The organism is Bradyrhizobium sp. Tv2a-2 (genome assembly GCF_000472425.1).
Lineage (GTDB): Bacteria > Pseudomonadota > Alphaproteobacteria > Rhizobiales > Xanthobacteraceae > Bradyrhizobium.
The window spans coordinates 97,725-110,366 of record NZ_AXAI01000012.1 but is presented as its reverse complement, the minus strand read 5'-3'; the positions used below and the strand labels follow the sequence as shown (position 1 = coordinate 110,366).

Sequence of the window (12,642 nt, the reverse complement as noted above, 5' to 3'; positions counted from 1 at the left end):
CATGACGATCTCGGTCTCGCACGCGGAGGAGCCCGCCCGCAGCCTTGGTGGGCGCTTTGGCGGGCTGTTGCCGCTGTGGGTGGGGCTGGCGGTCTACGCGCTGCTGCTGGTCGCCGGCAACGGGCTGCTCAACGATCCCGATACTTTGTGGCAGGTCGCGCTCGGGCAGTGGATCCTCGACCACCACGCCGTGCCGCATGAGGACGTCTATTCCTTTACCATGCGCGGCGAGCCCTGGATCTCCACCCAATGGCTTGCGCAGGTGCTCTATGCCAAGGCCTATGACTGGTCGGGCTGGACCGGTCCGGTGGTGCTGGCGGCGGCCGCGATCGCCGCGACCTATGCGCTGCTGGCACGCTATCTTGTCGTGCGGCTTTCCGGCAGCGTAAGCCTCGTCTTCGTCTGTGCCGCGCTCGCACTGACCGTGCCGCATCTGTTGGCGCGGCCGCATGTGCTTGCGATGCCCTTCATGGTGCTGTGGATCGGCGGCATGATCACGGCAAGCGACCGACGCGAGGCGCCGTCGTTCTGGCTGCTGCCGAACATGGTGCTGTGGGCCAATCTGCATGGCGGCTTCGTGTTCGGCCTGATGATGGTTGCCCCGGTTGCGCTCGATGCGGTGGTGAGCGCGGACAGAAGCGCACGCAAATCGCTGGCGCTGCGCTGGGCGCTGTTCGGCCTTGCGGCATTGCTGGCGAGCCTCTGCAACCCCTATGGCTTCGACGCGCTGCTCGCCTCGCGAAAGATCCTGAACCTTGGCCGCGCGCTGCAGCTGATCATGGAATGGCATGCGGCGGACTTCAGCCGCGTCGGCGCGTTCGAGATATATCTTCTGCTCGGCATCGGGCTCGTGCTCTACCGTGGCGTGACCGTGCCGGTGACGCGGATCCTGATCCTGCTCGGGCTGTTGCACATGGCGCTGAGCCAGGGTCGTGCCGCGGAGATCCTGGCGCTGATCGCGCCGATGGTGCTCGCCATGCCGCTGGCGCGGCAGATCGGCGCAACTGCTCTCGCCGAAAACCATGCTGCGCCGCGCACAGCGCTGAGCGGTGCGGTGGTCGCCGCGCTCGTTGTGGCCACCGCCGCCTATGCCTCAGTGCACCGCTTCGAGCCGAACCTGCGCGGCGCGCCGGTTGCGGCGGTGACGGAACTGAAGAAGCTCAACGTCGCCCGCGTGCTCAACGATTATGATTTCGGCGGCTATCTGATCTATCGTGGCGTCGACACCTTCATCGACGGCCGCACCGAGTTGTTCGGCGAAAAGTTTTTCGTCGACCACAACAACGCGTCGGGCCTGGTGGAACCGGAGAACCTGTTCCGCCTGCTCGACAAATACAAGATCGAGGCGACATTCCTGCGTACCCAGAGTGCTGCGACCAGGCTGCTGGACCATCTGGACGGCTGGGAGAAGGTCTATTCCGACGATCTCGCCACAATTCATGTGCGCAAGCCGGGTGCGTTGCACACGCGCGAGCCTGTGATCGATGCGACAATCAGGTAAGTTGATTCGCGCCGCGTGAAGTTATACACAGGCGCCCGTTGTCGCTCACCCATATTGTTGTCGTTTTTCGCGCGTCGCGCGGCCGTTCGTTGCGGTAATCATGCTGTCTCATTTGCCTGTAAAACAAGAACGCATCACAGGGAGAAGCGTCATGACACGTGCAATGACCCGTCCTGGTCTTCGCGACATGCCCAAGCAAAATCCTTGCGCCCAATGTGGCCAGCCGATCGCCCTGCCTGAATGGATCGAGGAGCAAGAGGACCGCACCGTCTATCTCTGGCGCTGCCACGCCTGCGATTATCACTTCGAGGCGAGCGCGTTTTTCGACGACGAAGGTTCACAAAGCCGACCGCTCGCGGCCTGACCAGAGCAAGTCTGTCACGCTGCCTGACGCTCGTGCTGCCCGCGCAGCGGGATAGTCATGCGCACCACCAGGCCATGCGGGCTGCGATCGTGCAGCGACAGCTCCCCGCCATGAGCGAGCGCAATCGCGCGCGCGATCGACAGCCCGAGTCCAAAGCCTTCCGCCTCGTCCATGTTGCGGGCATCGTCGCCGCGCACGAACGGCTCCAGCATCGCGGCCTTCTTTGCATCCGAAATGCCGGGGCCGTCGTCGATAACGTCGATGGTCATCCGGCCCGCCGCAAGCGTGAGACCGATGGTGACCTCGGCGCCGAAGCGCACCGCGTTCTCGACCAGATTGGTGACGCCACGGCGCAAATCGTCCGGACGCACCACGGCCATGGCGTGACCGGGGCCGGCATAGGAGACCCTGTGACCCATGTCGGCGAACTGATCGGTGACGAGCTGCAGTGTGCTGGCGATGTCGGCGAGCGTGAAGGATTCGAGCTTGCGGTCGTTGCGCAGGAAGGAGAGCACTGATTCCAGCATCGACAGCATCTGGTCCAGATCGGCCAGCATGCGGCTGCGGTTGGTGTCGTCCTCGATGAATTCCGAGCGCAGCCGCATGCGCGTGATCGGCGTGCGCAGGTCGTGGCTGATCGCCGCCAGCATCTTGGTGCGGTCGTCCATCAGGCCGCTGATCCGCTGCCGCATCCGGTTCAGCGCCTTGGCCAGCGCGCGGATCTCCTCCGGCCCCCGTTCGGGCAGCGCCGCAGGCGCGCCGTCCAGGCTGAAATTCTCCGCAGCCTTGGCGAAGGTCGTGAGCGGCCTTGCGAGCTCGCGTGCCGCCCACACCCCGAGCAAGGTCACGCAGACCACGGCAAATATCAGCGTCGTCATGAAGGGCGAGGCCCAGAACGGCCCGGGCCGAAAGTCAGGCCCGATATTGGCCCCGACGGCCGTGCCGTCGGGCAGGACGATCCCCGCGCGTGCCGTGCCCTGATCGGCCGGAAGCGTGAACATGCGATAGCCGGGGCCGGGATGCGGGCGCATGCCGCGCAGGCTCAAGTCCTCCGGCTGGTTTGAGGCCGGCATGGCGTCCGGCGCCAGCATCTCGATGGCAAGCTCCGGAAAGGCGCGCTTCAGGTCGCCGAGCAGGCGCGGCCGATCGGCTGCGGGTGTCGCTGCGATGAGCTGCGCTGACGTGATGAACTCGCCATGCATGTGCCCCGGCGACGGGTGCTGCTGGTCCGGCCGGTGGGTGAAGAAGATGGCGGTGAAGATCAGGTGCAGCACGAGGATCGAGACGATCACCAGTGCAGCGATCTGTCCGCCGATGGCCTTGAGGTTCAGAAAGGCGAATTGCCTCATGGTCAGACGGTTGCGACCGGCGCGACCGCTTCGACCCTCGGCGTGAAGACATAGCCGCCCGAGCGCACCGTCTTGATCAGGCTCGCCTCCTGCGGATCGGGCTCGATCTTGCGGCGGATGCGGCTGACCAGCACGTCGATCGAGCGCTCGAACGAGCCGGCATTGCGCCCTTGCGTGAGGTCGAGCAGGCTGTCGCGCGACAGCACCCGGCCCGGCCGCTCGCAGAAGGTGCGCAACAGGTCGAACTCGGCGCTGGTCATCGCCACCCGCGCGCCTTCCGGGTTGCGCAGTTCGCGCAGCCTGAGATCGATGTGCCAGCCCTGGAACGACAATGCGGCCGCGCCCTCGATGGCGGAGGCGTTCTGCGCAGCCTGCTGGCGTCGCAGCACGGCGTTGATCCGCGCGAGCAGCTCGCGCGGATTGAAGGGCTTGGGCATGTAGTCGTCGGCACCCATCTCGAGGCCCACGATGCGGTCGACGTCCTCGCCGCGTGCGGTCAGCATGATGATCGGCACCTGTGATTCCGCGCGCACCTTGCGGCACAGGCTGAGGCCGTCCTCGCCCGGCAGCATCACGTCCAGGATCAGGAGGTCGACACGGTGATCGGTCATGGCGCGCGCCATCTCGCGCCCGTCGGCGGCGGTTGTCACGTTGCAGGCGTTGGTACGAAGATACTTCGCGATCAGCGTGCGCGTCTCGCGGTCATCTTCCACGACAAGAATGTTGGGCGTCGATCGGACCATGCCTGACCTTTGTCTTTGATTCGGCTCGAAGCGGGAAAGATTTTTGTTTCCAAATGTTTCCGGCGGGGAGGCCTGCAACCCTTCGCAATCGGCGAAAAGAGCCCGTTAATATGGTTAATCCATGGTCAATGCGTCCCGCTCGCATCCAACCGGAGTGACCATGTCCATATCATCACTGTCCTCAAGCAGCAGCTACCAGACCCCACTGCAGAAGCTCGAGGCCGAGCTGCAGTCCGAGGTCTCCAACGGCACTGTCTCGTCATCCGACGAGACAGCGCTATCCTCGGCGTTGACCGACATCGATTCAGCAATCAAGTCGAACCAGTCCGGCGACAGCACGAGCGGCACCAAACTGTCGCCGGCCGACATGCAGTCGAAGATCGACGACCTCATCAAGAACGAGGTGTCTTCCGGCAAGCTGACCGGTGCCCAGGCGACCGAGTTGAAGGGCGTCTTCCAGGCGACGTTCGGACAGGGCCCTGGCGGCCCGCCGCCGAGCGACGGCACGGACAGCGCGTCGTCGTCGACGGATTCGTCCTCGACTACGAGCTCGACGACGTCGTCCTCCGATACGTCCATCTCCGAGTTGTTGCAGCAGTTCCTGCAGGCGCTGCAGTCTTCGCTGTCGAACTCGTCGTCTACGAACTCCTACAATGCGAGCGGCACGAGCACCACGTCCGACAGCTCTTCGCAACTGCAGGCGATCCTGATCGACTACAAGACCTGACCTCGGCGACGCGACAAGGCCAGACGGGAACAACCGGCCTTCCAAACAGGAAGGCCGGTTGTTCCCGGACGCGTTCCGCGTGCTCGCAATTATTCTCGCGCATTTTGCTGCGTTGCGGGTTCGAAATCTTCCGCGGCGCAGGAACTGCGCGCGAACAGCACGGTTTTCTCTTCACCTTTTGGCCAATGATGGAGAGAGCAGATGTTGTTGAAATATGTCGCCGCAGGGCTCGTCGGCTCGGCGATGCTGGCGAGTGCCGCGTTTGCGGAACCCCCGGCCGCAACGGCGCCGTCCGGGCTGCAAGGCAGCACCTGGCGTGCCTCGAAAGTGGTCGGCCTGAACGTCTACAATGAAAAGAACGAGAAGATCGGTTCGATCAATGATCTCTTGATGGACAAGAGCGGCAACGTGAAAGCTGCCGTGATCGGTGTCGGCGGCTTGCTCGGCATGGGCGAGCATCTTGTCGCGGTGTCGTTCGACAAGATGAAATTCTCCGAGGAGCCCGTGCCTTCTGCGACGGCCTCCAATGCCGCGCCGCCGCCCGCGAGCCGGCCGTCCTCGACCACGACGACAGGCTCGGCGACAACTACGGGCTCATCGCCGACGACGATGTCCAAGTCCAATCCGTGGTACCCGGATCATGCGCTGTTCAACGCGACCAAGGATGAGTTGAAGGCGATGCCCGAGTTCAAGTACAGCGAGTAATCGCAGCCTTTCAACGCAAAACGAAACGCGCCCGGTGATCCCTGGGCGCGTTTTTGTTTTTGCATCGCTTTGCTGCTCTCTCCCCCACGAGGGCGGGGCGAGGCAGGAGGAAGATCAATTCGTCTTCACCAGTGGGCAGCCGCCCTTGTCCAGCGGACGGAACGCCTCGTCGCCGGGGACGGTGGCGATCAGCTTGTAGAGGTCCCACTCGCCCTTGGATTCCTCGGGCTTCTTGACCTCGAACAGATACATGTCATGCACCATCCGGCCGTCGATGCGGATCTTGCCGCCGTGAGCGAAGAAGTCGTTGATCGGCATGGCGCGCATCTGTTCCATCACCTTCGGCGCCTCGTCGGTACCGATGGCCTCGATCGCCTTCAGGTAATGCATCGTCGCCGAATAGAGGCCGGCCTGGATCATGGTCGGCATGTGTCCAACCTTGTCGTAGAAGCGCTTGGAGAAGGCGCGCGACTCGTCGTCGCGGTCCCAGTAGAAGGCGTCGGTGACAATCAGGCCTTGGGTCGCCTTGATGCCGAGCGAATGCACGTCGGTGATCTCCATCAGCAGCGCGATCATCTTCTGCCCGGGCATGATGCCGAATTCGGCCGCCTGCTTCAGCGCATTGGTGGTGTCGCCGCCCGCATTCGCAAGCCCAATGACCTTGGCCTTGGAGGCCTGCGCCTGCAGCAGGAAGGAGGAGAAGTCGGAGGTATTGAGCGGTGCGCGGACGTCGCCGATCACCTTGCCGCCGTTGCTCGTGACCACGTTGGCGGCATCGCGCTCCAGCGCCTGGCCGAAGGCGTAGTCGGCGGTGACGAAGAACCAGGTGTCCTCGCCGCGCTTGACCATCGCCTTGCCGGCGACGTTGGACAGCGCGTAGGTGTCGTAGGTCCAGTGCACAGTGTTGGGCGAGCAGGCGGGACCGGTGATGTCGGAGGAGCCGCCGCCGGAATTGATGTTGATCTTGTTCTTCTCGCGAGTCAGCGCCGAGATCGGCAGCGCGACGGAAGAGGTCGGCACGTCGAAGATCGCATCGACCTTCTCATTGTCGTACCAGTTGCGGGCGATGGAGACGCCGACGTCGGGCTTGTTCTGGTGGTCGGCATAGACCACCTCGACCGGCTTGCCCTTGACCTTGCCGCCGTAGTCGGCCACCGCCATCTGCACGGCGGCCACCGATCCCTTGCCGGTGGCATCCGCATACAGGCTCGACATGTCGGTGAGCACGCCGATCTTCACGACGTCGTCGGAAATCGTCTGCGCGCCGGCCGGCCCCGCGAGGGCGGCGAACGCAACTCCCGCGGCAAAGGTTGCGGCAAGTCGTTTCATGCTTGGTTCTCCCTGATTTCTGTTGTTGTGCAGGCTACTTGCCACATTCGGGCCGCCTCGCAAAGCAGTCGTTTTAGACGGGGTGAGGGGGGGTATCATACTTCCGTAGCCCGCATGAGCGTAAGCGACATGCGGGGCGCTCCAGGCCGAGGGATCGTCCAGGATATCGCGTGGCTCATCCAAGCTAGGTGCTTATCTCGCTCCGCTTGCAGCGATCAGAGGTCCGGCAGCTTGGTAACCGTGACATTGATCGCGCCTTCGGCCTGCGCGACGACGCGCAGTGTCTTGGCGTCAAAGGCGATGTCGGAGAGACGAAGATCGTTAATCCTGGCGTCAACCCGGACACCATCGCCGCTCTTCTGGAAATCCGCGATCACATCGGCAATCTTTTCGCGCGCATTGGCCGCGAACGGCTTTAAGTCGACCATCGTCTTTTCGTAGAGTGTCTGCTGCAGATGCGGCACCACCGCGCGTGCCGCGGCGCCAAGAAGACCGAACGCGGCCTCCGATTCTACTGCGAGTTGGATGTCGGTGAAGCGCAGTGTCTGCTGCGCATCATCAAGCACCGGCCGGCCCCAAATATGCAGTGTCGCATCTGCGCCGAAGCCGAAGAAGCTCTTCTCCTTCGCATGCACCAGAAGCGAGATCAGGAGCCGGTCACCGGAAGCCGCAAGCGTCGCGCGCTTGACCGTGACATCGACCGCGCCCGAACCGTCCTCCGGAAACGTCTTGCCGACAAACTGCGCCTCGATGATCTTGTTGATCTCGGTGAACGGCAGATCGATCGGCACGCCGATGCTCACCCCGCCGGGCGTCGGCGGCACGATGGTGATCTTCTCGGGGAACGGGCAATCCGGCTTGGTCTGGGTCGGCGAGATGCGCGTCTCCGCCTCGATCCCCATGGTCAGCGTCAGCGCCGAGGCGTCGATCTTCGGCTGCGCCGCGACCGCCCGGGTCGGCTTCATTTCCAGCCACAGCGCCGGCATCGCCGCGGTCGTGCCCGCGGCCTGCAGCGGTATCGACTGGCAGGCCTTGGCCCACTGGATGCGCGCGTTCTTCTCCAGGGCCGGATCGTTGCGGATGCGTTCGCCGGCCGCATTGAGCTGATCGCCGACGGTCTTGTCGATGAACGGCTTGATCTGCTGCGGCACGTTGACATGGGCGCCGGCGAGCGAGACGTTGGTGTCGCCGAGCGTGACCTGGGCGCCGAAATTCGGCTCGACCCGCCAGGCGGCGGCGAATTTCGGCCGCGACGTGATGGTGACGTTGCCCTTGATCTCGGCATTGGCATTGATGTTCTTGATGTTGATGCTGCCGACCTGCTTGGCCGCGTTGGCGCCAAGCAAGCCGCCGATCGCATCCTGCACCGCGCCGGTCGCCTTGGACGACAGCGAGCCCGTGACGTTGACCTTGCCCGTGATCGGGGTCGACAGCGACAGCATGTCCTGGGCGCCGGTCGCGCTGATCGGCCCGCGCGAGGCGGTCCAGCCGATGTCGGCGTTCTGCAGGACCTGCGCCACCGGGTTGTCGGCCTTGCCTGCGAAATTCTTTTGCGCACTGCGCTCGGCCGCGTCGCGGATGGCCGCCAGCGAGATCACGACCGGCGCCACCACGAAGGAGGTGCGCGCAACAGCCGGCAGCGGCGGCGGCTCGGCAATGACCGGGGCCTTGACCGCACCGCCAGGTGACAGCCAGTCCATCGCTTCCAGGCTCACCAGGAACGAGACCAAGATGACGCCAAGCGCGATCGCGATCGCTTTGAGCCGTTTATCCAGACGCATCGTCCCCCCGGGGCAAACCGACCGGAGACTCTACAGGGCAGCGCGAGGCCGCGCCAGACCGGCGGGATTCAGTTACCGCAAAGGAAAACGGCTCCGCCGTGGCCGCCGGAGCCGTTTTGGTCGTCTGTCGGGAATTTAATGATTAACGTGTCGCGCTGCCGAGATCGGCGCGGCGCTGTTCCATGGGCAACACGATCACCTTGGTGCCGACATTGACGCGAGAATAGAGGTCGGTGACGTCGTTATTGGTGAGGCGGATGCAGCCCGACGACACATGCGTGCCGATGGTTTCCGGCGCGTTGGTGCCGTGGATGCGGTATACGGTGTCGCCAAGATACATGGCGCGCGCGCCAAGCGGATTGCCGGGGCCGCCGGCCATCTGGCGTGGCAGATAAGGCTGACGATGGATCATCTCCGGCGGCGGGGTCCAATCCGGCCACTCCGCCTTCCTGGTCACGGACTGCGTGCCCGACCAGGTGAAGCCGTCGCGGCCGACGCCGATGCCGTAGCGGAGCGCACGGCCGTTGCCCAGCACGTAATAGAGATAGGTGTTGGGCGTATCGATGATGACGGTGCCGGGCGCTTCGTGCGAGGCGTAGTTCACGATCTGGCGGCGCAGGCGCGGCGGCAGCTCGTAGGCGGAGCCTTCGTCCTCGGTCGCCGCGTATGCCTGCACGGACGGCTGCTGTGTTTCATACTGATATGGCTGGGCCGGCTGATGTGGTTGCGCCGGCAGCGGCAGGATAAACGGAAAGAGCTGGCTCTGCGATGCTGCCTTGGCGGGAGAAGCGAATGCGAAAGCGCCGATGGCAAGAGCAGCGAAAACCACTGCGCGCGAGCGCGCGACCGCGTTCTGATTGAGCATTGGTCGTCCCCTGTTTGTCGCCCTGCGGCGCCGGTTGTCCGGCGTCCTTGACCGCAAGCCTTAAGGACCAGAAGTTTCGGGACGTTTGCTTGATGGCGGCAAAACGGTTTCGTCGGCTTAAGTTTTGTTTCATGACGGTTTCGCGACCGCATGGCCGGCAGCTGCACAAAAAGGTTCTTCAACACTTCGATGACGTCACACGTTTGAAATATCCATAGAACAAGGTCGTTTGGAAACGAGAATCATTTCCAACTCCTTAAGGCCTTTCCCGATGCGGATTTTAATCGCGACCGATGCCTGGCATCCGCAGGTCAATGGCGTGGTTCGCACTCTGACGTCGCTGTCGCGCGCTGCCGCCAAGCTTGGGGGCGAGATCGAGTTCTTGACGCCGGACGGCTTTCCGTCGATGGCGCTGCCGACCTATCAGAGCCTGCGCGTGGCGCTGCCGAACCGGGGTGAGATCGCGCGACGGATCGAGGCCGCCGCCCCCGAGGCGATCCATATCGCCACTGAAGGGCCGATCGGCTGGGCGGTGCGCGGCTACTGCCGCCGCAACAAGCTCGCCTTCACCACCTCCTACACCACGCGCTTCCCCGAATATGTTTCGGTGCGCACCGGCATCCCCGCCAGCGTTGGCTATGCCGTGCTGCGCTATTTTCACGGCGCGGCGGCGATGACCATGGTCGCCACGCCTTCGCTGCGTCAGGAATTGTCCGAACGCGGCTTCAACAAGCTCGGCTTCTGGACCCGTGGCGTCGACACCGAGTTGTTCAATCCCAATGACCCAGCCAAGCTCGATCTGCCGCGGCCGATCTTCATGACCGTGGGCCGGGTCGCGGTGGAAAAGAACCTTGAAGCTTTCCTCTCGCTCGATCTGCCGGGCTCAAAGGTCGTGATCGGCGACGGGCCGCAGAAGGCCGAGCTGGAGCGGCGTTTCCCGACCGCGCATTTGCTCGGCGAGAAGACCGGCAAGGACTTGAGCTCGCACATGGCGGCGGCTGATGTCTTCGTCTTCCCAAGCCTCACCGATACCTTCGGCGTGGTGCAGCTGGAGTCGCTGGCCTGCGGCGTGCCGGTCGCGGCGTTTCCGGTGACCGGGCCGCTCGACGTCATCGCCGATCATCCGATCGGCGCGCTCGACAGGGATCTGCGCAGCGCCTGCCTGCGCGCATTGCCGATGTCGCGCCAGACCTGCCGCGCCTTTGCGCTGGAGCGTTCCTGGGAGAACAGCGCCCGGCAGTTCATCGGAAATCTGAGCCGGCTGCAGCCGAGCCGTCTGTGGCGCCCGAGCCGGGTCGCGACCAGCGGCAGCCCGGTGCGCGGCTGAGCGGAACCCAAAGCTTGATAGACCTCTTACAAGAATAGCGAGAGAACGATGGCAGAGACGATGAAGCTTGACGGTGCCAGGGAGCTGGACTTCGACCGTGCGACGGTCGAGCAGGCTTATGACCGCTGGGCTCCGATTTACGACCTCGTGTTCGGCGGCGTCTTCAGCAAGGGCCGCGATGCTGCGATCGAGGCCACCAACAAGCTCGGTGGCCGCGTGCTCGAGGTCGGCGTTGGTACCGGCATTTCGCTGCCGCTCTACGCGCCGAATGTCCGCATCTTCGGCACCGACATTTCCGAAGAGATGCTGAAGAAGGCCAAGAAGCGCGTCGCCGAGCAGCGCCTGAAGAATGTCGAGGACCTCGCGGTGATGGACGCCGAGAAGCTCGAATTCCCGGACAATTCCTTCGACGTGGTGATGGCGCAATATGTCGTCACCGCCGTGCCGAACCCGGAGGTCGCGCTCGACGAGTTCGCCCGCGTGGTCCGCCCGGGCGGTGAGCTGATCATCCTCACCCGTGTCAGCGCTGACAACGGCATCCGCCGCGTCATCGAGCAGGCGCTGCAGCCGGTGGTGCGCCGGCTCGGCTTCCGCACCGCCGAGTTTGCCTGGTCGCGCTACACCAAGTGGCTCGCGGGCGCCCACAGCATGGAGCTGGCGGAGCGCCGCCGGATCCCGCCGCTCGGCCACTTCTCGCTGGTCCGCTTCCGCAAGACCGAGATCGCCCGCACCGCCTGAGGTGTGCCGTTACGCCTGAACCGGCCCCCTCGAGGTCGTGTCAGACATGAAAAACCTGGAGCACAAACCGCTCCAGGCGGCCGATCTTCCTTACCCGCCGTGTCGTTTTTGCGTGCTGTCATATGTCATTATGATGATGTCACACACGCTACATCGAATCCCACTACAGTCACTTGCGACTCACTCTTAGGGGCAAGACATGATCAAGAACTTCCTGGAGCAGCTGCGCGTTCAGCGGTGGGACGACCATCGCTACTATCATCACAGCCGCATCAACCAGAGCCTGCACTTCGTCAGTGCGGTCAGCTTCATGATCGGTTACGTGATGCTGTATTTCGATCCCCTGATGTCGGCGCTGATCGGCTGGCTGGTCTCCATGACCTCGCGCCAGGCCGGCCACTTCTTCTTCGAACCGCGTGGCTACGACCACCTCAACCACGCGACCCATGAGCACAAGGAAGAGATCAAGGTCGGCTACAATTTGCGCCGCAAGATTGTGCTGATGGCGATCTGGGCGGCCTCCCCCGTGGTGCTCTATTTCGATCCGACGCTGTTCGGCCTGGTCAAGCCGTGGGTCACGACGACCGACTTCCTGCGCCAGGTGGCCAAGATCTGGCTGGTGGTCGGCATCGGCGGTCTCTTGTTCCGCACCGTTCACCTGTTCTTCATCCGCGACGTCGAAACCGGCCTCGTCTGGATGACCAAGATCATCACCGACCCCTTCAACGACTTCAAGCTCTACCACAAGGCGCCGCTGGCGCTGCTCCGTGGCGAGCTGATCGATCCCGGTCTCGACATCATCGAGCACGATCTGGAAGAGAAGATGGCCTAAGCGTTTGGCCGAACCGCCTCGCACCACGCATCATGGCCGGGCTCGTCCCGGCCATCGCTTTATGGGCCATCATCCCATGACTTATGCACCGTCATTCCGGGGCGATCGAGAAGCGAGCGTACTCCGATGTGCCCTTGCACATCCGAAAATCTTGAGGCTCTCAGGTGCGCAATTGCGAATAGTTCGATGCGGCGCATCGCCCCGGAATGACGTCGCAAGTATCTTCGGATTACATATCCGCGATCTCGGCCCGCCTCGCCCCGCACGCGGGGAGAGGCCGTATCGCATCGCAAGATGTGATGCGGGTGAGGGGGACTCTCCGCAAGCTCGGTGCGTGGATAGAGCCCCTCACCCTAACCCTCTTCCCGCGAAGGGCGGGGC

General features: G+C 63.7%; 12 protein-coding genes. 7 read left to right on the top strand and 5 right to left on the bottom strand.

Features of this window, described 5'->3' with window-relative positions:
- The first annotated feature begins 1 nt into the window (after position 1).
- Positions 2–1,501: a hypothetical protein gene (locus A3AI_RS0124720; protein ID WP_024518164.1), complete on the top strand. Its 1,500-nt coding sequence runs from the start codon at positions 2–4 to the stop codon at positions 1,499–1,501.
- Between the two features lie 100 nt (positions 1,502–1,601).
- Complete coding sequence (locus A3AI_RS0124715) at positions 1,602–1,865, top strand: hypothetical protein (RefSeq protein WP_349509695.1); 264 nt, start codon at positions 1,602–1,604, stop codon at positions 1,863–1,865.
- Positions 1,866–1,879: 14 nt separating this feature from the next.
- Here A3AI_RS0124715 and A3AI_RS0124710 read toward each other — a convergent pair whose 3' ends face one another.
- Complete coding sequence (locus tag A3AI_RS0124710; RefSeq protein ID WP_024518162.1) at positions 1,880–3,214, bottom strand: ATP-binding protein; 1,335 nt, start codon at positions 3,212–3,214, stop codon at positions 1,880–1,882.
- 2 nt (positions 3,215–3,216) lie between these two features.
- Positions 3,217–3,957 (bottom strand): response regulator, encoded by a 741-nt coding sequence (locus A3AI_RS0124705; protein ID WP_024518161.1) that lies wholly within the window; start codon positions 3,955–3,957, stop codon positions 3,217–3,219.
- Positions 3,958–4,117: 160 nt separating this feature from the next.
- On the opposite strand from A3AI_RS0124705, the gene A3AI_RS0124700 reads away from it, so the two are divergent.
- Both A3AI_RS0124700 and A3AI_RS0124695 read left to right on the top strand, forming a co-directional pair.
- Positions 4,118–4,684 (top strand): hypothetical protein, encoded by a 567-nt coding sequence (locus A3AI_RS0124700; protein ID WP_024518160.1) that lies wholly within the window; start codon positions 4,118–4,120, stop codon positions 4,682–4,684.
- A gap of 201 nt (positions 4,685–4,885) precedes the next feature.
- Positions 4,886–5,389, top strand: coding sequence for a PRC-barrel domain-containing protein (locus tag A3AI_RS0124695; protein ID WP_024518159.1), 504 nt, complete (start codon positions 4,886–4,888; stop codon positions 5,387–5,389).
- Positions 5,390–5,503: 114 nt separating this feature from the next.
- On the opposite strand, the gene A3AI_RS0124690 is transcribed toward A3AI_RS0124695, so the two are convergent.
- The 3 genes from A3AI_RS0124690 to A3AI_RS0124680 all read right to left on the bottom strand — a co-directional run bounded on the left by A3AI_RS0124690 (position 5,504) and on the right by A3AI_RS0124680 (position 9,364).
- The gene (locus A3AI_RS0124690) at positions 5,504–6,718 is read right to left on the bottom strand and encodes an ABC transporter substrate-binding protein (protein ID WP_024518158.1); all 1,215 of its coding nucleotides are present in this window, start codon (positions 6,716–6,718) and stop codon (positions 5,504–5,506) included.
- Positions 6,719–6,933: 215 nt separating this feature from the next.
- Positions 6,934–8,499, bottom strand: coding sequence for a DUF4403 family protein (locus A3AI_RS0124685; protein ID WP_024518157.1), 1,566 nt, complete (start codon positions 8,497–8,499; stop codon positions 6,934–6,936).
- A 142-nt stretch (positions 8,500–8,641) separates the two neighbouring features.
- The gene (locus A3AI_RS0124680; RefSeq protein WP_024518156.1) at positions 8,642–9,364 is read right to left on the bottom strand and encodes a L,D-transpeptidase; all 723 of its coding nucleotides are present in this window, start codon (positions 9,362–9,364) and stop codon (positions 8,642–8,644) included.
- Between the two features lie 271 nt (positions 9,365–9,635).
- On the opposite strand from A3AI_RS0124680, the gene A3AI_RS0124675 reads away from it, so the two are divergent.
- The 3 genes from A3AI_RS0124675 to A3AI_RS0124665 all read left to right on the top strand — a co-directional run bounded on the left by A3AI_RS0124675 (position 9,636) and on the right by A3AI_RS0124665 (position 12,261).
- Positions 9,636–10,691: a glycosyltransferase family 4 protein gene (locus tag A3AI_RS0124675; RefSeq protein ID WP_024518155.1), complete on the top strand. Its 1,056-nt coding sequence runs from the start codon at positions 9,636–9,638 to the stop codon at positions 10,689–10,691.
- A 48-nt stretch (positions 10,692–10,739) separates the two neighbouring features.
- Positions 10,740–11,429 carry a class I SAM-dependent methyltransferase gene (locus A3AI_RS0124670; protein WP_024518154.1) on the top strand — a complete coding sequence of 230 codons (690 nt, stop codon included), beginning with the start codon at positions 10,740–10,742 and terminating at the stop codon, positions 11,427–11,429.
- Between the two features lie 199 nt (positions 11,430–11,628).
- Positions 11,629–12,261 (top strand): hypothetical protein, encoded by a 633-nt coding sequence (locus A3AI_RS0124665; protein WP_024518153.1) that lies wholly within the window; start codon positions 11,629–11,631, stop codon positions 12,259–12,261.
- The last annotated feature ends 381 nt before the right edge of the window (positions 12,262–12,642 follow it).